This is a genomic window from Pseudomonas sp. PsB (assembly GCF_043658375.1).
Lineage (GTDB): Bacteria > Pseudomonadota > Gammaproteobacteria > Pseudomonadales > Pseudomonadaceae > Aquipseudomonas > Aquipseudomonas putida_Z.
This window is the reverse complement of sequence record NZ_JBIGLU010000006.1, coordinates 167,601-188,049: the sequence shown is the minus strand read 5'-3', so window position 1 is coordinate 188,049 and position 20,449 is coordinate 167,601. Positions and strand designations below refer to the sequence as shown.

At 60.5% G+C, this 20,449-nt stretch carries 18 protein-coding genes and 2 pseudogenes; 14 read left to right on the top strand and 6 right to left on the bottom strand.

The window, feature by feature from the left end; genetic code table 11:
• The first annotated feature begins 1 nt into the window (after nucleotide 1).
• On the top strand, nucleotides 2-1,294 hold the full coding sequence (gene fahA, locus ACGLHT_RS11145) for a fumarylacetoacetase (RefSeq protein ID WP_137162396.1): 1,293 nt from the start codon (nucleotides 2-4) through the stop codon (nucleotides 1,292-1,294).
• Between the two features lie 12 nt (nucleotides 1,295-1,306).
• Nucleotides 1,307-1,939, top strand: coding sequence for a maleylacetoacetate isomerase (maiA, locus tag ACGLHT_RS11140; protein WP_025340612.1), 633 nt, complete (start codon nucleotides 1,307-1,309; stop codon nucleotides 1,937-1,939).
• Here maiA and ACGLHT_RS11135 read toward each other — a convergent pair.
• Entirely contained in the window at nucleotides 1,933-2,739 is an 807-nt protein-coding gene (locus ACGLHT_RS11135; protein WP_137162395.1) for a SirB1 family protein, read from the bottom strand. The two genes, maiA and ACGLHT_RS11135, sit on opposite strands and share 7 nt — an antisense overlap.
• A gap of 124 nt (nucleotides 2,740-2,863) precedes the next feature.
• Here ACGLHT_RS11135 and ACGLHT_RS11130 point away from each other — a divergent pair, with 124 nt between their 5' ends.
• Complete coding sequence (locus ACGLHT_RS11130) at nucleotides 2,864-3,883, top strand: Glu/Leu/Phe/Val dehydrogenase dimerization domain-containing protein (RefSeq protein WP_075046347.1); 1,020 nt, start codon at nucleotides 2,864-2,866, stop codon at nucleotides 3,881-3,883.
• A 274-nt stretch (nucleotides 3,884-4,157) separates the two neighbouring features.
• Here ACGLHT_RS11130 and ACGLHT_RS11125 read toward each other — a convergent pair whose 3' ends face one another.
• Nucleotides 4,158-4,421: a YebG family protein gene (locus ACGLHT_RS11125; RefSeq protein ID WP_003260692.1), complete on the bottom strand. Its 264-nt coding sequence runs from the start codon at nucleotides 4,419-4,421 to the stop codon at nucleotides 4,158-4,160.
• Between the two features lie 586 nt (nucleotides 4,422-5,007).
• On the opposite strand from ACGLHT_RS11125, the pseudogene ACGLHT_RS11120 reads away from it, so the two are divergent.
• The 4 genes and pseudogenes from ACGLHT_RS11120 to ACGLHT_RS11105 form a co-directional block, all read left to right on the top strand.
• Nucleotides 5,008-5,256 (top strand): annotated as a pseudogene (locus tag ACGLHT_RS11120) (phosphate-starvation-inducible PsiE family protein); the annotation flags it as partial.
• 136 nt (nucleotides 5,257-5,392) lie between these two features.
• On the top strand, nucleotides 5,393-5,836 hold the full coding sequence (locus tag ACGLHT_RS11115; RefSeq protein WP_170978799.1) for a phosphate-starvation-inducible protein PsiE: 444 nt from the start codon (nucleotides 5,393-5,395) through the stop codon (nucleotides 5,834-5,836).
• Nucleotides 5,837-6,127: 291 nt separating this feature from the next.
• Nucleotides 6,128-9,292, top strand: a complete 3,165-nt coding sequence (locus ACGLHT_RS11110; RefSeq protein WP_137162392.1) for an Eco57I restriction-modification methylase domain-containing protein — start codon at nucleotides 6,128-6,130, stop codon at nucleotides 9,290-9,292.
• 256 nt (nucleotides 9,293-9,548) lie between these two features.
• Nucleotides 9,549-9,782: pseudogene (locus ACGLHT_RS11105) on the top strand (phosphate-starvation-inducible PsiE family protein); the annotation flags it as partial.
• 3 nt (nucleotides 9,783-9,785) lie between these two features.
• Here ACGLHT_RS11105 and ACGLHT_RS11100 read toward each other — a convergent pair.
• Both ACGLHT_RS11100 and ACGLHT_RS11095 read right to left on the bottom strand, forming a co-directional pair.
• Nucleotides 9,786-10,076, bottom strand: coding sequence for a DUF3509 domain-containing protein (locus ACGLHT_RS11100; RefSeq protein WP_025340607.1), 291 nt, complete (start codon nucleotides 10,074-10,076; stop codon nucleotides 9,786-9,788).
• 120 nt (nucleotides 10,077-10,196) lie between these two features.
• Nucleotides 10,197-10,544 carry an HPF/RaiA family ribosome-associated protein gene (locus tag ACGLHT_RS11095; RefSeq protein WP_003260689.1) on the bottom strand — a complete coding sequence of 116 codons (348 nt, stop codon included), beginning with the start codon at nucleotides 10,542-10,544 and terminating at the stop codon, nucleotides 10,197-10,199.
• 232 nt (nucleotides 10,545-10,776) lie between these two features.
• Between ACGLHT_RS11095 and ACGLHT_RS11090 the strand changes: the two genes are divergently transcribed.
• From ACGLHT_RS11090 to ACGLHT_RS11065, 6 genes are all read left to right on the top strand, one after another.
• Nucleotides 10,777-11,082, top strand: a complete 306-nt coding sequence (locus ACGLHT_RS11090; protein ID WP_274120347.1) for a DUF3649 domain-containing protein — start codon at nucleotides 10,777-10,779, stop codon at nucleotides 11,080-11,082.
• On the top strand, nucleotides 11,079-12,656 hold the full coding sequence (locus tag ACGLHT_RS11085; protein ID WP_137162390.1) for a PepSY domain-containing protein: 1,578 nt from the start codon (nucleotides 11,079-11,081) through the stop codon (nucleotides 12,654-12,656). Before ACGLHT_RS11090 ends, ACGLHT_RS11085 begins: the two co-directional genes overlap by 4 nt.
• Nucleotides 12,656-12,982, top strand: a complete 327-nt coding sequence (locus ACGLHT_RS11080; protein WP_015271767.1) for a DUF3325 domain-containing protein — start codon at nucleotides 12,656-12,658, stop codon at nucleotides 12,980-12,982. The genes ACGLHT_RS11085 and ACGLHT_RS11080 overlap by 1 nt, the downstream gene beginning before the upstream one ends.
• Nucleotides 12,983-13,004: 22 nt before the next feature.
• Nucleotides 13,005-13,562 (top strand): RNA polymerase sigma factor, encoded by a 558-nt coding sequence (locus ACGLHT_RS11075; RefSeq protein ID WP_170978878.1) that lies wholly within the window; start codon nucleotides 13,005-13,007, stop codon nucleotides 13,560-13,562.
• A complete protein-coding gene (locus tag ACGLHT_RS11070; protein ID WP_137162389.1) occupies nucleotides 13,559-14,542 on the top strand; it encodes a FecR domain-containing protein in 984 nt (327 codons plus the stop codon). The genes ACGLHT_RS11075 and ACGLHT_RS11070 overlap by 4 nt, the downstream gene beginning before the upstream one ends.
• A 218-nt stretch (nucleotides 14,543-14,760) precedes the next feature.
• Complete coding sequence (locus ACGLHT_RS11065; RefSeq protein WP_274120348.1) at nucleotides 14,761-17,151, top strand: TonB-dependent receptor; 2,391 nt, start codon at nucleotides 14,761-14,763, stop codon at nucleotides 17,149-17,151.
• Nucleotides 17,152-17,265: 114 nt separating this feature from the next.
• Here the strand turns inward: ACGLHT_RS11065 and ACGLHT_RS11060 are convergent, their stop codons facing one another.
• Nucleotides 17,266-18,141, bottom strand: a complete 876-nt coding sequence (locus ACGLHT_RS11060) for a helix-turn-helix domain-containing protein (protein ID WP_137162387.1) — start codon at nucleotides 18,139-18,141, stop codon at nucleotides 17,266-17,268.
• A 264-nt stretch (nucleotides 18,142-18,405) separates the two neighbouring features.
• Between ACGLHT_RS11060 and ACGLHT_RS11055 the strand changes: the two genes are divergently transcribed.
• A complete protein-coding gene (locus ACGLHT_RS11055; protein ID WP_085627222.1) occupies nucleotides 18,406-19,308 on the top strand; it encodes a DMT family transporter in 903 nt (300 codons plus the stop codon).
• Nucleotides 19,309-19,442: 134 nt separating this feature from the next.
• Here ACGLHT_RS11055 and ACGLHT_RS11050 read toward each other — a convergent pair whose 3' ends face one another.
• Nucleotides 19,443-20,417, bottom strand: a complete 975-nt coding sequence (locus tag ACGLHT_RS11050) for a D-glycerate dehydrogenase (RefSeq protein WP_085664426.1) — start codon at nucleotides 20,415-20,417, stop codon at nucleotides 19,443-19,445.
• Between the last annotated feature and the right edge of the window lie 32 nt (nucleotides 20,418-20,449).

The following is a 20,449-nucleotide window of genomic DNA, read 5'->3' as shown; positions in this document are numbered from 1 at the left end:
CATGAACCAGACCGCCATTGCCCGTAGCTGGGTCGAGCACGCCAACGGGCACAGCGACTTCCCGCTGCAGAACCTGCCGTTGGGCATCTTCAGCCGGCCGGGTGAAGCCAAGCGCTGTGGCGTGGCCATCGGCGACGCCATCCTTGACCTGGAGGCGGTGCTGGCCGCCGGCCTGTTCGACGGTGCCGCCAAGGCCGCTGTCGAGGCCACCCGTGGTGGGGCCTTGAACGCATTCTTCGCCCTCGGCCGCAGTGCCCGCGTCGCCCTGCGCGAGCGCCTGCTGGTACTGCTGGGCGAACACAGCGAACACCAGACGGCACTGCAGGCCGCCCTGTACCCGGCCAGCGCATGCCAGCTGCATGTCCCGGCGCAGATCGGCGACTACACCGACTTCTACGTGGGCATCGAGCACGCCAAGAACGTAGGCAAGCTGTTCCGCCCCGACAACCCGCTGCTGCCCAACTACAAGTACGTGCCGATCGGTTACCACGGCCGCGCCTCGACCATCCGCCCGTCCGGCACTGATGTGCGCCGGCCCAAGGGCCAGACCCTGCCGGCCGGGCACACCGAGCCAAGCTTCGGCCCCTGCGCGCGCCTGGACTACGAGCTGGAGCTGGGTATCTGGATCGGCCAGGGCAACGACATGGGCCAGGCGATCCCGGTAGGCGATGCCGCCGAGCACGTGGCCGGCTTGTGCCTGCTCAACGACTGGTCGGCGCGCGATATCCAGGCCTGGGAATACCAGCCGCTGGGGCCGTTCCTGTCCAAGAGTTTCATCACCACCATCTCGCCCTGGGTGGTTACCGCCGAAGCGCTGGAGCCGTTCCGTTGTGCCCAGCCGGCACGCCCGGAAGGCGACCCGCAGCCACTGTCGTACCTGCTGGACAAGCGCGACCAGGCCGCCGGTGCATTCGATATCGAACTCGAGGTGCTGCTGCTCACCGAGCGCATGCGCGAGCAGGGCCTTGCCCCGTACCGCCTGACCTTGAGCAATACCCGCAGCATGTACTGGACCGTGGCACAGCTGGTCGCGCACCACAGCGTCAATGGCTGCCAGCTGCAACCGGGCGACCTGTTCGGTTCGGGCACGCTGTCGGGCGCCACGCCAGGTTCGTTCGGCAGCCTGCTGGAGATCACCGAAGGCGGCAAGCACCCGGTGGAACTGGCCAGTGGCGAGGTGCGCAAGTTCCTCGAAGACGGCGACGAGATCATCCTGCGTGCCCGCTGCGTGCGTGATGGCGTGGCCAGCATCGGTTTCGGCGAATGCCGCGGCACGGTCATCGCGGCCAACTGAGGAGGCACGGGCATGGAGCTGTACACCTATTACCGTTCCACCTCGTCCTACCGGGTGCGCATTGCCCTGGCACTGAAGGGGCTGGCCTACCAGTCCCTGCCGGTCAACCTGTTGCAGGGTGAGCAGCGCGGTGCGGACTATGTCGCGGTCAACCCGCAGGGCCGTGTGCCGGCCTTGCGCACCGATGGCGGTGAGCTGCTGGTGCAATCGCCGGCGATCATCGAGTACCTGGAGGAGGTTTATCCACAGCCCGCCCTGCTGCCTGCTGCGGCCGAGGCGCGCGCCAAGGTACGGGGCGTGGCGGCGATCATCGGCTGCGACATCCACCCGCTGCACAACGTCAGCGTGCTCAACCGGCTGCGCCAGGCTGGCCAGGACGAGAGCCAGGTCAACCAGTGGATCGGCCACTGGATCAGCCAGGGGCTGGCGGCAGTGGAGCAGCTGATAGGCGATCACGGCTTCTGCTTCGGTGATGAGCCGGGCCTGGCGGATGTCTACCTGATCCCGCAGTTGTACGCGGCCGAACGCTTCAACATCGACCTCGACAGCTTCCCGCGCATCCTGCGGGTTGCCGCCCTGGCGGCGGGGCACCCGGCGTTCGCCCAGGCCCACCCAGCACAGCAGCCGGACAGCCCGGCTCAGTGAATGGAACGGTTCGCCGCCGGAAGCTTGCCGATACGCTCGGACAGTTTCAGGCGCTGGACCGGGTCCTCCGTCAGCAGTAACGCATGCTCCAGGTCGAAGCGCTCGGCCTGCGGGCAATCCAGGTGCTGGTAGAGCGAGGCGCGGGTCACATAGTCGCTGACCTGCACCGGGCCCAGTTGCATGACCCGCTCGGCATCGATCAGCGCCGCCAGGTGATCGTCGTTGCTGATGTGCAACTGGCGCAGGTTGCGTGACAGGCGTTGCAGCATCTGCAGCGGGCTGGCACTGCGCATGTGCTCGGCGGTCAGCGCTACATGCGGGCCAAACTGGCGAGCCAGCAGCTCACGGCAATCGTTGGGGTACAGGCGGCGGCCACCACAGGGGTCGAGCAGGTGATCCGCACCTGGCACACGCAGCAGGAAATGGCCAGGGAAGCCTACGCCCTCAAGGGGGATGGACAGGCGCCGGGCCAGTTCCAGGGCTAGGATGGCCAGAGTCAGCGGTTGGCCACGGCGGCGCTGCAGCACCTTGTCCATCATCGCGGCATGAGGGCGCAGCGGGTGGTATTCATCCTGCTGGAAGCCCAGGGCATTGAGTTGGCGCAGCAGTGGCTGGGCCAGTTCGCACAGCGGCAGCATCGGCAGGTTGGCGCTGATCTCACGCTGCAGGTCATGCAGCTTGGCAAGGCTGGCCGCGGGCTCGACGCTGCGGTCGTGCTCGGCGGCAATCCATAATGCGGCTTCCAGCAGGGCGACGGGCTCGCGTTCCAGGCAGGCCAGGCAGGCTTGACGTGGCTTCATGGGGCTTCTCCACACACGCTTGAGTATTAGCCGCGGCGCGCGGTTTCGTCCAGTGGTCCGGCGGCGGCGCCAGCCCAAGGGCCATGCCTATACTGGAAGGAGCACCTCGTAGGGGAGCCTGTCGATGTTCGCGCTGATGCAAAGCACCCGTACCCAGTCGCTGCACTTGTTCACCCACCCGCCCACCGGCCTGAAGGCCGTGGTGGCTATTCACAGCGAGCAGTTGGGCCCGGCCATGGGCGGTTGCCGCTACCTGCCTTATGCCGATGATGAAAGCGCCATGACCGACGCCATTCGCCTGGCCCAGGGCATGAGCTACAAGGCGGCGCTGGCCGGCCTGCCACTGGGGGGCGGCAAGGCGGTGATCATGCGCAACCCGCATGTGGAAAACCGCGCCGCGCTGTTCGAGGCCTTTGGCCGCTTCATCGACACCTTGCAAGGGCGCTTCATCATCGCCGTGGACAGCGGCACCTCGACCCTGGACATGGACTGCATTGCCCAGAGCACACCCCATGTGACCAGTACCACGGCCTCGGGTGACCCCTCACCGCATGCGGCGATGGGGGTGTTCGCTGGCATCCGGGCCACTACCTCGTTTCGGCTGGGTAGCGACGATTTGAAAGGCTTACGGGTGGCGGTGCAAGGGCTGGGCAATGTCGGTTATGCACTAGCGGAGCAATTGCATGCGGTGGGCGCAGAACTGTTGGTCAGCGACCTGGACCCGGGACGCGTGCGGCTGGCGATGGATCAGTTCGATGCCAAGCCGGTGACCAATGATGCATTGATCAGCACCCCTTGCGACATCTTTGCCCCTTGCGGCGTGGGCCCTGTGTTGAACGGGCAGAGCGTGATGCAGTTGCGTTGCGCGGCAGTGGCGGGGGCGGCGAACAACCAGCTGACCACCTTGCAGGTAGCCGACCAGCTGGAGTCGCGCGGGATACTGTATGCGCCCGATTACGTGATCAATGCCGGTGGGTTGATCTACGTTGCACTTACCCATCGTGGCGAAGACCTGGGCACCATCACTGCGCACCTGGCGCGGATACCTTCACGGCTGACCGAAGTGTTTGGCCATGCCCAGGCAGAGAAGCGCTCGCCGGCGCGGGTGGCGCAGATGCTGGCGGAGCGGTTGCTCTACGGCTGAGGGGCGATACCGGTTTTGCTGGCCTCTTCGCGGGCATGCCCGCTCCCACAGGAATACCTCCGGCCCAGCGCTTGTGCCGTACCTGAAGCAGCAACTGTTCCACCCCAAACCTTGAAAGCTCCGCGGTCCCTGTGGGAGCGGGTTCACCCGCGAACACGGGCGTAGCCCGTGCCATCCACCGCGTCGCCTGTTTCGCGGGTAAACCCGCTCCCACAGGGATAGCGCCCGAGCCCAGCGCTTGTGCCGTACCTGCCGAAGCGGCCAGTGCAGGCAATTACTCGGCCGCTGGCGCTTCGAGCAACTCGGCCAGCGCATCCGGCTGGCTCTTGAACGCCCGGGCGAACACATCGCGGTTTTTGGCCATGTAGATACCGGCTTCCTCGACCTGTTTCTCGCTCAGCGAGGGCACTGCCTTGTGCAGTACTTCGGCCAGGCGCTCGGCCAGTTCGAGCATCTTGTCGTGACGGTCTGCTTCGGCCTTATCCATGAACAAGCGCTCCGGGTCGCGGCTGCTGCGGTACACCACTTCGACGGCCATTCATCACCTCTATGCCTTTTGCTGGTTGCGTTTCGATTTGCTGTATCTATATACAGTAATGGCAATGTTGATTGCTTCGCAAGCAGAAATTGTAGCGTGGTGCAGAGGGCTTACTGCTTCATGCCCAACTCAGCATCATCCATCAGCGCCTTGGCCATCCGGGCCCTTTCGCGGGTGAACCCGCTCCCACAGGTACGGCATCTACCTCAAAGGCCTGTGGAGATCCTGTGGGAGCGGGTTTACCCGCGAAGAGGCCAGCCCAGACAACGCAACACTCAAGCCTCAGTGCAAAGTCCGAGGCTCAGCGGGCCTCTGCACCTGAACCAGTGCCGACTCAAGCAAAGCCCGCAACGTCTCCAGCTCATGCATTGAGGTCATCATCAGGATCGAAGCCGGCGATTTGGGCTGCAGTAGCAAGGCCTGATGCACCACGGTGGCTGCTCGCTTCTGGCAACTTGCCACGCCTGAAGGTGCCTTGCGGCAATCGGTCGCCTTCCAAGGCAGGGGCCTGGCCTTTTAACTGCATGGCACAAGCGTCACGCCGGTGACGCATCATCCTTCAAGACGTATCGGGGAATGGAACATCGTGAACATCAAATGGGCAGAAAAGCTGCGCAAGGGCCTGCACGGCTCGGCCGACTCGCTGGGCAACCTGTGCGTCGAGGCATTCCATTACCTGGCGCTGTTCGGCATTGGCGCGATCACCGCCTATGCGGCGGTGATGACGTTCCTGGACATGCTCGGCAAGGGCGGGGTCAGTGTCGATGACATCCTGCTGCTGTTCATCTACCTGGAGCTGGGGGCGATGGTCGGTATCTACTTCAAGACCAACCATCCTGTAACTAACATTTTTTCTCAGTGCATGATTTTTCTAAAACCCAAGAAATCATTGGTTTATGGCGTAGGCTTTCTTTTTTTGTTCTGAAATGCTGTGTTGATTTTTTTTGCCGATTTCGGCGTGTGCGGGGAGAGTGGGTATGAAATGGGCGGATCGGATGCGCGTAAGGGTTCATGCGGGGGCAAACAGCCTTGGGAACCTGGGGGTTGAGCTGTTCCATTACCTTGCGCTTTTCGGGATCGGGGCGATCACGGTCTACGCGGGTATCACCACCTTCATTGACATGCTCCATCAAGACAAAATCAGCGTCGATGACATTCTGTTGCTGTTCATCTATCTCGAGCTGCTTGCTATGAGTGGAATCTATTTCCGCACAAATCATATGCCATTGCGGTTTCTGCTCTACATCGGCGTGACAGCCCTGATTCGACTGCTGATTAGCGATGTGTCGCATCACAAATCGCCAGATGAAGGGATTCTTTACCTCACCGGTGGCGTGGTGCTGCTTTCCGTTTCGATTCTGGTTGTGCGATATGCTTCGGCACATTTCCCTTCAGTGAAAGAAAAGACAGACTGACAACAAACCAATGAATTAGGTCGCTATTATGCGGCCTTTTTTTGTGCGTATTTTTAGTGAATTAAATCTGCTCCTGTTGTCTATGTGCTTAGATGTGATGTATCCAATTTAATACTTAATACCTTTTTTGGGTGTTTTAAGTTCGATGCGGATTGTAAGGTTAGAGGGAGTTAAAAGAGTAAAAATGTTGTATGGGGTTAAGCGCTGGCCATTCCAATCAGCTCTGTAATGGTATAGAATACTACCAATTTTGAGTTTCAGCGTAAGCTGGTGATAATGTTGGAGAGTGGCTTGGAAAAGAAAGTTTATGATGCGATAAGCATCAAGCGAGATCGTCCTTGGGCTAATGAGGAGGAGGTTCGAGTTGCTTGGATTTCGGCTATCGAAAATGCGCTTGGTATTCATTTTGATGCTGAAAGAGCAAAACAAGATGCCAGCTACAATAATGTAATTATTGAGTTTAAGGCTCCTGGTTTTTTCAATGGCTCAAAAAGCAGTCCGAAATTTATCGAGGCTACGGAAGATCGGCTTCTAAAATATATTGTTCGCCAGTCAGAAAAACAGGGAATTCCGCAAGATGAGTATATTGGAATAGCCATAGATGGCGATCATGTATGCTTTGCTCAGGTTGTTAGTGGGAAAATAACTACTCAGCATCTTCTGCCATTTTCAGAAGCTTCAGTAAAACTCGTAATTGAAGCCATCGGAAATAATTATCGTAGGGCAGTAACATCTGAAAATCTTATTGAGGATTTTGGGCAAAGCTCGCACGAAGCTATTGCGCTGATGCAGTGCTTGGCGGATGCGTTGGCTCGCAGTCTCGAAGATGCAAATAATAACAAGATAAAAATGCTGTTTGAAGAGTGGAAGACTCTCTACGGTCAAGTCGCTGACTTGTCAGTGGAGCAGCAAAAAGCGATCAATACTACTCTGAGATTCAAGTGGAGTGGGACAGCTGCTCAGGCAATGTCGGGACGCCTTTTTGTAATCCATACCTACAACTCGTTAGTGATAAAACTATTGGCGGCTGAAATTGTTTCAGCACACAATTTATCTTCACAAGTCAGCCCTGCTCAGAGAATTGCGTTTCTACTTGATGGTAATCAATTGATAGAAAGCTTGGATTCTGATATCGAAAGAGGACGAATCTATACTGAGGCTGGTATCAAGGGTTTTATCGAGGAAGCGATATTTAGTTGGTATCTGGATGCAAGTAGGATTGATCCGGAAAAAGATTCAATTGTCGAAGCGTTGAGAGGAGTTCTTGGTAAGCTTGCGCTTTATCGCACTGATCGATTAGAGAGGACTCGCGATGTTCTAAGGGATTTCTATCAAGGGCTAGTCCCTGAAACGCTGCGTAAAAGTCTTGGTGAGTTCTATACTCCTGATTGGCTCGTTGAACATACTCTATCAAGCGCCGACGTGGCTGATTGGTTGAGTGTTAGGGGCTTGGATCCTACTTGCGGCTCTGGTTCTTTTGTAATCGAGATGATAAGAAGAAAGAGGAACGCCGCTCGAGAGGCTGGGCTTGATGCTGCTTCTACAGTAGATCTCATTTGTGAAAACGTCTGGGGTTTTGACCTTAACCCTCTTGCAGTGCAAACAGCGCGTGTAAATTACGTTATGGAGATCGCTGATTTGCTTAGAGAGTGCGCAGGCAAGGATGTTGAAATCCCTATTTTGCTTGCTGATGCGATTTACTCTCCCGCGAATGATCCTTCGTCGGAAGATGATGTGGTTTCTTATTACATTGGCAGCCAGGTAGCGAAACTGAATATACGCTTGCCAGGCGCTCTCGCTTGGGACAGAGCATTGCTGGATCAGGTTTTCGAGATAATGGGCGAGTCGGTTGAGAGTGATCAGGAATATGAAGAGGCTGAAAAGAGTCTCATCAATTCAGGTTTGATTTCGCTGGAAAAAATAGAGTCATGGCGCAAGCCGCTTAATGAAACCTATGATCAGGTTCTAAATTTGCATAGGCAGAATTGGAATGGAATCTGGTTTAGGATTGTCCGAAATTTCTTCTGGTCAGCAACTGCTGGTCAATTTGACTTGGTATGTGGCAACCCACCGTGGGTACGTTGGTCTAAATTGCCAGAGGCGTATCGCGAAAGGGTGAAGCCTACCTGCGAACAGTATTCTATTTTTTCAAAGACTAAGTTTCATGGTGGTAACGAATTAGATATTTCGGCAATTATAACCTATACAACAGGGGATAAGTGGCTGAAGGTAGGTGGAAAATTAGCCTTTGTTATAACACAAAGCATTTTTCAATCGCCGTCGTCTTCAGGGTTTAGAAAATTTAAAGTTGATGAGAATAACTGGCTGAATCCGAAATTTGTTGAGGATCTACAAAGCCTTAAGCCGTTTCCGGATGCTGCTAATAAAACTGCTGTCGTGCTTTTTGAAAAAGGCGTTGCGGCACCTGCTTATCCTATACCCTATCGGGTATGGGATGCTGTAAAAAAGGGTGGAAGATCTATCAAGCCTTCTTCCAGTCTTCAAGCTGTTTTGAACGCAGTGAGTGTTGCTGATAAAGAAGCCGTTCCTGTTGGTGATGAGGGAAGTCCTTGGGCTATTCTAACTCCTGGCCGTTGGGGAGCTATTAGCGCTTTGGCTGGGGCTTCGGCTTGGGTTGCTGGCCGTAAAGGGATAACTGCAGACCTCAATGGTGTCTATTTCGTGCCTATTGAGAAGGTGTTGAGCAATGGATTGGTTCAGATAAAGACAAGACCAGAGGCGGGTAAGCGTGACATTGGGCCTGCACGCTCTGTTCGCCTCGAAGCAGAAATGCTTTTCCCTTTGATTAAGGGGGCGAGTGATTTTGAAGCTTGTTATTTCAAACCTGCGCATGGCTTGTTTACATTGGTTCCTAATACCGGAATAGTCCAGAAATCATATGCAGACTCTATAAAAAAACTGGGTTCCCTGCCGAAGACTAAGGCCTATTTCAGCTCTTTTGAAGAGGTTTTGAGAAGTAGGTCCACCTATAAAGGTAGGATGCCCGGTGCTCCATATTATGCAATTTATAACGTGGGTGATTTTACCTTTAAACCTTGGAAGGTAGTATGGGCTGAAATGTCTGGAAGTTTTTCAGCGGCAGTGGCCGGAATGGGAGAGGTTCCACATATCGGTCCGCGACCGTTTGTTCCAGATCATAAAGTCTATTTTGTGGCTTTTGATGACTCTGCACCAGCTTATTTCCTATGCGGAATACTAAATTCTGAGATGGTGAAGGAGTATGTAGAAAGTCATAACATTGCTATTCAGGTAGGGAATATATTCAAGCATATGAACTTGCCTAAATATGACCCAGCAGATAAGATGCATGTTGAACTTGCTGAACAGGTCAGGATCGCACATGAAGAGAATGATGCTGAAAAACGAGCAGTTATATTGGCGTCCGTTAGAAAGTGTGGTGATGAGATTCTAAATCATTGGGTTGTTGATAAATAAGCTGAGGCTATGCTGCTGCGCACTATAGTGGTGCGTAGCGGCAGGTAAAGTGAATGATGGCGGAGGTTTATCTGAAGAGGGGCTTGAGCAGTCTTCGACTGGCTCTATCTCCTTGTTCCAGGAGATTTTTTCGCTGCTTCGTATATCCAGATGCTTTGTAAGGGAATAGAGCCAACGTTGTTCGCAATAATCATTAAAGATTTTTTCAAGATTTTAAAATGTATTTTTTGTGACAGCGCAGGATTTCGGTGTCGTCAAGACCAACCACATGCCGATCCGCTTCCTGCTGTACGTGGCCATCACCGCGCTGACCCGCCTGCTGATCGGCGACGTCTCGCACCACAAGGCGCCGGACGTAGGGCTGTTGTACGTGTGCGGTGGCATCCTGTTGCTGGCGTTCGCGATCCTGGTGGTGCGCTACGCCTCGTACCGCTACCCCTCGACCAAGGTGCTGGATGCCAACGGCAAGGAAGTGGAGGAGGGCAAGTAGCCCTCAGTTGGCGATGAAATGGCGCGGCTCGTGGCGGGCGTCACGGGTCAGCGCGGCCAGCACCTGCAGAGGGTTCTGGCTGTGTTCGATGGCCAAGCCCAGGCGGATGCTGTCGATTACCCGCTGCAGGCGTACCGGGTCATTGCGCTGGGCCTGGGTGATGAGGCGCTTGGCGACCACGCCAGCGTCGTCGGACAGGGTCAGCATGATGCTGCCGTCGAGGTTTGCAATGCTCAGGTTGACCCGGTATTCGGGGGCGAATGCAGCACTGATTCGTTCGAATGGGTTGTTCATGGTCATGCTTCTGCTGTGAATGAGTGCAGAAGTTGACCGGGGAAATTACCTGTTGGTTCAGCGCCATCGATCGATACAAACGAAAACGCCCGGCATCAGGCCGGGCGTTTGCATTGCCGATCAGGCGTCCGGGTCACTCAGTTCCAGGGCGCCGCGCTTGCTGCGCAGCTTGCCGTAGAAGTGTTCCAGCGCGTGGTTGAGCTTGGTGGCGGCACCATCGACCGCCTGGTCCAGCGAAGTGGCGGTGTGGGTCACGGAAATCGGTTGGTGGCCTTTGGGGCGAGCCTCCATCTGGCAGCGTTTGTCATGCGGTCCGGGCTTGGCGCCGTTCTCGTCGCGCAGGTGAACCTCGATGCGGGTGAGGTCGTCTTCGTAACGTTCCAGCGAGTTCTGCAGTGTGCTGCGGACCCACTGGTCGAGCCGGGCGTTGCCTTCGAAATGGTTGCTGCTGTTGACCTGGATTTGCATGATTCAATCCTTATTCAGCTTGCTCGCATGGAGACGCGCCTAGGCCTTTGAGACCCTTGGAATTTCTGCGCCTCTTGACTCTAAGGTCAGGCAACGGCGAAACGAATTCAAGCCCTTTTTGAAAATAAATTTCTTGTTGCATTCAAGGCAGCAGGCGGCTCATCGCTCGGCCTTTGCTTATGAGAATTGAAATCATTATTATTGCAGGCCCGAAAACGCCCGGGCCTTCGCCATGACGCGCAAAACCGCCGGTCTCTCGCTCAGCTATCGCCTGGCCGTGACTTCACGCAGCCTGGCCGCGCTGCTGGGCGGCTACCTGCTGGCGTCCGTGGCCAGCGTCTGCATTATCCTGCTAGCGCCGCTGCCACAGGTCGATGCCACGCTCACCGGCCTGCTGCTGTCATTCGTCTTCTACCTGCTGGCATTCATCTGGTGCTTCGCCTGCCGCAGCGCTTTGCGCGCCTGGCTGGGCGTGCTGGCGCCAAGCGTGCTGCTGGGTGTGATCAGCGGGTTGGCCTACTGGATGAAAACCCCATGAAAGAAGGCTTCCGCCAAGCCATGGCCTGGCTGCACACCTGGACCGGCCTGATCTTCGGCTGGCTGTTGTTCGCCATCTTCCTCACCGGCACGCTGTCGTATTTCAAGGAAGAAATCACCCACTGGTCGCAGCCGGAAGTGCGCAGCCATGCTCTGGACCCGACCCATAGCCTGGAGATAGCCCAGCAGTACCTGCAGGACAACGCCGGGCATTCGGGCACCTGGCTGATCCGCATGCCCAACGCACGCGAGGCCGCCTTGAGCGTGGGTTATCGCGACCCCAATGGCGGGCCACGCGGCTTCGTCACCAGGACCCTCGATACCCAGACCGGCCAGCCGGTGGAGGCACGCGACAGTCGCGGTGGCGAGTTCTTCTACCGCTTCCACTTCCAGCTGCAGATGCCATACCCCTTCGGCCGCTGGCTGTCGACGTTCTGCGCCTTCATCATGCTGTTGGGGCTGGTCACCGGCATCATCACCCACAAGAAGATCTTCAAGGAGTTCTTCACCTTCCGCCCCGGAAAGGGCCAGCGCTCCTGGCTGGACGGGCACAACGCCATTGGCGTGCTGGTGCTGCCGTTCCACCTGATGATCAGCTACAGCAGCCTGGTGCTGTTCATGTACATGGTGATGCCGGCGGGCATCATGGCCAGCTACGGCAATGACACCGGCAAGTATTTCAACGACCTGTTCGGCCGTAACGATGCGCCCAAGGCGGCCCATGTGGCCGCGCCGCTGGTACCGTTGCCGAGCCTGTACGCCAAGGTGCAGGACCTGCAACCGGGCGCGCGTATCGGCCGTATCCAGGTGGAAAATGCCGGCGACAGCAATGCCCGCGTTACCTTCACGCAATCGGCTGCCGACCACGTGGCTTACCGGCGTAGCGCCAACTGGACCTTCGATGGCGCCAGCGGTGTGCTGCTGAGCCAGGGCAAGCCGGAGAGCGGGGCAATGATGACCGCCTTCAGCTTTGCCGGCCTGCACATGGGCAATTTCGCCGGGCCCTGGCTGCGCTGGCTGTACTTCTGCTTCGGCGTGGCCGGTACCGCGGTGATCGGCACCGGGCTGGTGATGTGGCTGGGCAAGCGTCAGCTCAAGCATGCCAAGAGCGAACGCCTGCCGGGCGAACTGCGCCTGGTCGAGGTGCTCAATATCGCCAGCATGAGCGGCCTGTTGCTGGCCGTGGCAGGCTTCTTCTGGGCCAACCGCCTGATCCCGATGGGTGTCGAAGGCCGGGCCGACTGGGAGGTCAACGCCTTCTTCGCCGTTTGGGGCCTGTCGCTGGTGCACGCCGTTCTGCGCAGCGGGCGCCGGGCATGGGGCGAGCAACTGGCGCTGGGCGCGCTGGCCTTCGCCTTGCTGCCGCTGCTCAACGGCCTGACCACCGGCCAGGGCCTGAACCATTCGCTGCCGGCGGGTGACTGGGCGATGGCCGGCTTCGACCTGACAGCGCTGGGCACCGGCCTGTTCCTGGCCTGGCTGGCCGGCAAGATGTTGCACAGCCCGAAACCTGTGGCCAAGCGGGCCCCGCGTGCAGCAAAGAAGCCGAGCACTGAAACGGCGGAGGCGAGCTGATGCTGGGTAATGCACTGATCGCTTACGCCGGCTTCGTTGCCCTGTGCCTGGCCATGGAGAAGCACTTCGTCGACCTGCTCGGGCGCAAGCCGCGCCCCGGGCAGTTGCGCCTGTTGCGCAGCGCCGGCTGGCTGCTGCTGGTGCTGTCGCTGGTGCTCAGCGTGCACCTGCGTGGCTGGGCCCATGGCCTGGTGGAGTGGACCGCAGTGATGATGGCCGGGGTGACCCTGTGGGTGTTCGGCCTGCCATACCAGCCCCGCCTGTTGCTGGGCCTGGCCGCCGCCAGCGTGGTGCTGGGGCCGTTGTTGGCCGTGTTCGCCGAGTGACCAGGTGAGCGAGCCGGGCGACATGATCGAGGCGGATGCCGAAAGCGGCGGCGGGCGTGCGCGCTTCGTCCAGGTGTTCCAGGCCCAGCGGGCACGAATGGAGGCCCTGGTGAGCCGCCGGGTCGGCTGCCGGGCGACGGCATCGGACCTGGTCCAGGAACTGTTCCTGCGCTTCTGGCGTCGCCCCGAGGTCAAGGTCGAGGCGCTGGACACCTACCTGCTGCGTTGCGCCGGCAACCTGGCCATCGACCACCTGCGCAGCGAAGGCAGCCGCGAGCGCGTGGCCGAAGCTGTGCTGCCGCTGGATGAAGCGGCCATGGCCCAGGCCCCGGAACAGGCCGTGGAGGTCGATCACGACTTGCAGCGCATCGACGCTGCCTTGCGCGCCTTGCCCGAGCGCACCCGGCAGATCTTCCTGCTCAACCGTATCCACGGCTGCAAGTACGGCGAGATCGCCAAGGCCATGCAACTGTCCCAGAGTGCTGTGGAAAAGCATATGATGCGCGCCCTCGAAGCGTGCAAGGCGAGTGTTGCCGAGCCCGCGTCCACCCCACGCCGGCCAGGGAGTGCCCGTCGATGAGCCGTTTACCGCCGATCACCGAGGCGCAGTCCCGGGCTGCACTGCAATGGCTCAGCCGCATCAACGAGCAGCCTGCGCAAGCCGAGGGCACGGCGTTCAAGCGCTGGCTGTTGGCCGACCCTGGGCACCGTGAGGCCTACGCCCAGGCCCAGGCGCTGTGGCAGAACAGCGCCGCCCCGGCGGCGCGCCTGGCCGCTGAAGAACAGGCAAGCCTGCAACGTTACCTGGATGCGATGGCCAGGCCACCGGCCAGGCACCCCTGGCGGCAGCGGGTCGCGGCGCTGGCGGTGGCTGCGTGCCTGGTACTGGCCGTGGGCGTTGCCGGTGGTTGGCACCCGGGCCTGTGGCTGCAGGACCTGCAGGCCGACTACAGCAGTGCTGGTCAAGTCCGCCAGGTGACCTTGGCCGACCAGTCGCAGGTGACACTGGATGCGGGGAGCGCGATTGCAGTCGATTTTGTGCAGGGCGAGCGCCGCGTGCGGTTGTTGCATGGTGCGGCGTTCTTCCAGGTCACGCATACCGGCGCGCCGTTCGTGGTGGAAGCTGCCGGCGGCGAGGTGCGCGTGCTTGGCACTCAGTTCGAAGTGCGCGAGCAGGGCGAGGGCGCCCAGGTCACGGTACGCAGCGGGCGCGTGGCGGTGAGCCCGGCACCGGGCGCCGCAGCGCGTGAACTGACGGCCAACCAGCAGGCGGCTTACGCTGCCGGCCGAGTCGGCGACACCCTGACGGTGGACAGCGACAACCGCCTGGCCTGGCGCCAGGGCTGGCTGAATTACTACCAGGTGCCGCTGGCGCAAGTGGTCGAGGACCTGGGGCGTTATTACCCGGGGCGCATCCTGCTGCTTGATGGTGAACTGGGGCAGCGCAAGGTCAGTGGCAGTTTCCCCGTGGCCGAGCCGTTGCTGGCGCTGGATTCGCTAGGGAAGGTGATGGGCTTTTCGCGGCAGACAGTGCTGGGGCGGTTGACCCTGATCCGGTAGTCGCCTGTGCGGGCCTCTTCGCGGGTGAACCCGCTCCCACAGGAAGGGCGCAAGTTTCAAATCCTGTGCAGTACCTGTGGGAGCGGGTTCACCCGCGAAGAGGCCGGCACAGGCAAAAATATTTTCAGATAGCGGGTGAGGTAACAGGACGTGGCATCCGTGTAATGAGTGGAAGTGCGATTCATTCGCAGTCATATCCCTCTCACAGGTCAGCGTCCATGAAGTTCACCCCGCGTTGCGTCCCTCTCTGGCTCGGCCTTTCCGCGCTCCCGGCATTCGCTGTCGCCCCCCTGGCCTGTGCCGCCGAGCAGCAGCAGGCGTACACCTTCGCCCAGCCAGCGCAACCCCTTGCCCAGGCACTTGGCGCCTTCAGCCGCACCACCGGCCAGAGCGTGGTCTACACCCTGGAACTGCCAGGCGTGCAGGCGCCGGCGCTGAACGGCAGGTTCAGCGCCGAACAGGCCCTGCAACAGTTGCTGGGCACTACCGGGCTGGCCTGGCGCCGCGTCGATGCACGCACGCTCACCCTTGAAGCAGTGGACACCTCCGGCGCCCTCAACCTGCAGGCCATCACCGTGACCTCGCAACTGGACGACTACAGCTACCAGCCCCCGGCTACCGCCTCGATCATGCGCGGGCAGGGCGCTAGCCAGGACATCCCCCAAGCCATCAACGTGGTGCCGGCCCAGGTCATCCGTGACCAGGCTCCGCGCAACCTCGATGACGCCCTGGCCAATGTCAGCGGCATCACCCAGGGCAACAATTTCGGTGGCACCTCCGACACGGTGATGAAGCGCGGTTTCGGCGACAACCGCGACGGCTCGATCATGCGCGATGGCATGCCCATCGTGCAGGGCCGCAGCCTCAACGCCAGCACCGAGCGGGTCGAAGTGCTCAAGGGCCCGGCCTCGCTGCTGTACGGCATCCAGGACCCGGGCGGGGTCATCAACGTGGTCAGCAAGCGCCCGCAACTCGGGCAGTACAACGCCCTGACCGTGCGCGGGTCGACCTACGGCAGCGGTAAGAACGGCAGCGGTGGCGGGTTCGACAGCACCGGCGCGCTGGGCGACAGCAACTTCGCCTATCGGCTGATCGTCGACCACGAAGATGAAGACTACTGGCGCAACTACGGCGTGCACCGCGAATCGCTGGTAGCGCCGTCGCTGGCCTGGCTGGGCGAAGACACCCAGGTGGTACTGGCCTACGAGCACCGCGAATTTCTCTACCCCTTCGACCGTGGCACGGCGTTCGGCAACAACGGCCACCCGCTGGATATCCCAGCCACGCGGCGCCTGGACGAGCCCTTCAACGACATGGAGGGGCGTTCCGACCTGTACCGACTGGAAGTCGACCACCAACTGGCCGATGACTGGAAGCTGCACTTCGGCTACAGCTTCAACCGCGAAACCTATGATGCCAGCCAGGTGCGGGTGACCGGCGTGAATGAAAAAAGCGGCACGCTGTCGCGCAGCATCGACGGCACCCACAACGCCATGAGCCGTGACCAGTTCGCCACCCTGAGCCTGGCCGGCAATGTGCAACTGGTCGGGATGCAGAACGACCTGCTGTTCGGTGTCGATCATGAAGACCGCAAGGTCTTTCGTGGGGACCTGATCCGGCAGAGCGCCCAATCTACCTTCAGCTACATGAACCCGATCTACGGGCAGGAAGTGGAGGGCACCACCGTCAAAGCCAGTGACAGCGACCAGACCGACAAGCTACGCACCGACGCGTTGTTCGTGCAGGACGCGCTGCACCTGGATGATCACTGGATCCTGGTGGCCGGTGCGCGCTTCCAGCAGTTCGACCAATACGCCGGCCGCGGCCGCCCGTTCAAGGCCAACACCGACATCAATGGCCAGGCGTGGGTGCCGCATGCAGGTATCGTCTACAAGGTGGACGAGCAGCTGTCGTTTTATGGCAGCTATAGCGAGTCGTTCAAGCCCAACTCCACCATCGCGCCGCTGGTCGGCAATGTGGTGCTTGACTCGTCGGTGGCGCCGGAGGAGGGCAAATCGTGGGAGCTGGGCGCCAAGCTCGACATGCCAGGCCGCCTTACCGGAACCCTGGCGTTGTTCGACATCACCAAGCGCAACGTGCTGGTTTCCAACTTTGATACCAGTACGCGCGAAACGGTGTACAGCAATGCTGGAGAGGTCAGCTCACGGGGTGTCGAGCTGGACCTGACCGGCCAGTTGAGTGAGCGCTGGAGCCTGATCGGCAGCTACGCCTTCACCGATGCGCAAGTGACCAAGGACCCGGACCTCAAGGGCAACCGCCTGCAGAACGTGGCCCGCCACAGTGGTTCGCTGTCGGCGGTGTATGACTATGGCAGCCTGTTCGGCGGCGATCGCCTGCGCATTGGCGCGGGGGCACGGTACGTGGGCGAGCGCGCTGGCAACCCGACCAACACCTTCGACCTGCCGTCCTATACCGTGGCCGATGCCTTTGCCAGCTACGAGACCAGGCTCGACGAGCACAAGGTGCTGTTGCAGCTTAATGTGAAGAACCTGTTCGACAAGGTTTACTACAGCTCGGCGGTGAACCAGTACTTTGTGGCCATTGGCGATGCGCGGCAGGTGAGCTTGTCCAGTACCTTCGAGTTCTAGGCATTTGGGGCTGCTTTGCAGCCCTATCGCGACACAAGGCCGCTCCTACAAGGAAACGCGTACCCCTGTAGGAGCGGCCTTGTGTCGCGATAGGGCCGCAAAGCGGCCCCAGTTTCACGAATTGAAGGCCAGACGGTATTCGCCAGGCGTTGCACCGACCGCCTGGCGGAACCGGTTGCTGAAATGGCTGGCACTGGCAAACCCGCACAACAGGGCAATCTCCCCCAAAGGCATCAACCCCAGCCGCAACAGCTGGCAGGCCCGATGCAGCCGCCGGGCCAGCAGGTACTGGTGCGGCGGCAGCCCGAAACTGGCGCGGAACATGCGCGCAAAGTGGTATTCGGACAGGTTGCAGCGCAAGGCCAGTTCACCCAGGGTGATGGGCTGGTCGAGGTGCGCTTCGATGTAGTCGACCATTTGCCGGCGCAGGCTCGGTGCCAGCCCGCCTTTCAGGCGCAGGCCCTGGCGCAGCCCGACCTGGTTGAGTAGCGCGTGGTCGACGATCTCGTTCGCCAGGCTGCTGGCCAGCAAGCGTTCGCCAGGTTCATCCCAGTCCAGGGTTATCAGCTGGCGAAAGCGCTTGGCCTGCTGCGGGTCATCGAGAAAGGTCGCCTCCTGCAGTTGCAGCTCACGCGGTTCACGGTCGAGCAGGCGCACGCAGCCGAGGGCGAATTGCGCCTCGCTGACATACAGGTGCGCCAGGCGGATCGCGCCATTGACCACCCAGTTCGATTCCTGCCCGGCCGGCATCACGCACAGCTTGTCGGGCGCCCCTTTGTCGCCGGGGCGCTGGCGGCGAAAGGTGCCGGTGCCGTCGGCGATGTAGCACGACAGGGTGTGATGGCTCGGTGCCTGGTAGTCGCGGGCATCGTCGCGGTTGCTCCACAACGCCGCCGCCAGCCCGTCGCCCAGGTGCGCGCTCAGCTCCAGCCGGGCGTGGGGCGAGGCGTGCATGGCGTTGAACACTTGCAGCTGGGTGAGTGGCGTCATGGGCGGTTCCTCTTGCCAGCCATCCTACTGCGCCTTGGCCAGGCTTACAGCTACCCGCAGGACAAATGCGCAAGTTTGTGCAAGCGCGTGGGTGTTCGACAGGAGAACACTGAAATGCCTCGGCGAGGGCTGCGCCCTCGATTCGCGGGTGAACCCGCTCCCACAGGGACCGCGCCAGCCTCGAGAGCAGCGCGGTCCTTGTGGGAGCGGCTTTAGCCGCGAAGCGCCGGGCACCGATCCTGAAAGGCCCAAGGAACCGCCGCCATGAACCTGTCACTCTACCTGCTAACCGTCCTGATCTGGGGCACCACCTGGATCGCCCTGAAACTCCAACTGGGTGTGGTCGCCATTCCGGTCTCGATCGTCTACCGCTTCGCCCTGGCCGGGCTGATCCTTTTCGCCTTCCTGCTGCTCACCCGCCGCCTGCAGCCGATGAACCGGCGTGGCCACCAGATCTGTCTGGCCCAGGGCCTGTGCCTGTTCTGCGTCAACTTCATCTGCTTCCTCAGCGCCAGCCAGTGGATTGCCAGCGGCCTGATCGCCGTGGTGTTCTCCACCGCCACCCTGTGGAATGCACTCAACGCGCGGATCTTCTTCGGCCAGAAGATCGCCAGCAACGTGCTCGGCGGCGGCGCCTTGGGGCTCCTTGGCCTGGGGCTGCTGTTCTGGCCCGAGCTGTCCCACCACGCGGCCAGCCGCGAAACCCTGTACGGCCTTGGCCTGGCCCTGCTCGGCACGCTGTGCTTCTCGGCCGGCAACATGCTGTCGAGCATGCAGCAGAAGGCCGGGCTCAAACCCATGACTACCAATGCCTGGGGCATGGTCTACGGGGCGGTGATGCTGGCGGTGTTCTGCGTGGTCAGCGGCGTGCCATTCAGCATGGAGTGGAACGTGCGGTACATCGGCTCGTTGCTGTACCTGGTGGTGCCGGGCTCGGTGATCGCCTTTACCGCCTACCTGACCCTGGTCGGGCGCATGGGGCCGGAGCGGGCAGCGTACTGCACGGTGCTGTTCCCGTTGGTGGCGTTGAACGTGTCGGCGGTGGCCGAGGGGTATCAGTGGACGGCGCCGGCCTTGTTGGGGTTGGTGGCGGTGATGGCGGGGAATGTGCTGGTGTTTCGCAAGCCCAAGGCCAGGGTGGCTGAGGGTGTTGTGGTGGCCAAATAGGTAATGGGTTGCCTGCACCGGCCTCTTCGCGGGTAAACCCGCTCCCACAGGTACCCCACAGCCCTCAGAGCCTGTGCAATACCTGTGGGAGCGGGTTTACCCGCGAAAGGGCCGGTGCAGGCAGTAGAGGCCTATCAGCCCTTCCACACCTGCGGATTTACCAGATCCCGCGGCCGCTCACCCAGCAGCGCCGCGCGCAGGTTGTCGATTGCCCGGTTGGCCATGGCCTCGCGGGTTTCGGCAGTGGCCGAGCCAACGTGCGGCAAGGTCAGGGCATTGGGCAGCTTGAACAGCGGCGAATCGCTCAGCGGCTCTTTCTCGTACACGTCCAGGCCCGCACCGCGAATGGTGCCGTTCTGCAGTGCCTCGATCAGCGCCGCCTCGTCCACCACCGGCCCGCGGGCGATGTTGATCAGGAACGCGCTCGGCTTCATCAGTTGCAACTCACGCGCACCGATCAGCTTGCGGGTGGCATCGGACAACGGCACCACGATGCAGACAAAGTCGGCTTCGGCCAGCAGTTGCTCCAGGCTGCGGAACTGCGCGCCCAGCTCTTGCTCCAGCGCGCTCTTGCGGCTGTTGCCGGAATAGATGACCGGCATGTTGAAACCGAACCGGCCGCGACGGGCAATGGCGGCACCGATGTTGCCCATGCCGACGATGCCCAGGGTCTTGCCGTGCACATCGCTGCCGAAGTGGGCCGGGCCGACGGTAGCTTGCCAGTTGCCGGCTTTGGTCCAGGCATCCAGCTCGGCGGTGCGGCGGGCGCAGCCCATGATCAGCGAAAAGCCCAGGTCGGCGGTGCTTTCGGTCAGCACGTCGGGGGTGTTGGTCAGGGCGATGCCGCGTTCGTTGAAGTAGTCCAGGTCGTAGTTGTCGTAGCCGACCGACACGCTGGATACCACCTCCAGCCTGGCCGCCCCTTCGAGTTGCGCCCGGCCGAGCTTGCGGCCAACGCCGATCAGGCCATGGGCCTCGGGCAGGGCTTCGTTGAACTGGGCATTGATGTCGCCGAGCTTGGGGTTCGGCACGATCACGTTGAAGTCTTGCTGCAGGCGTTCGGCCATGGCCGGGGTGATACGGCTGAAGGCCAGGACGGTCTTTTTCATCGGGCAACTTCTCTGCAAGGCGGTGGGGCGGT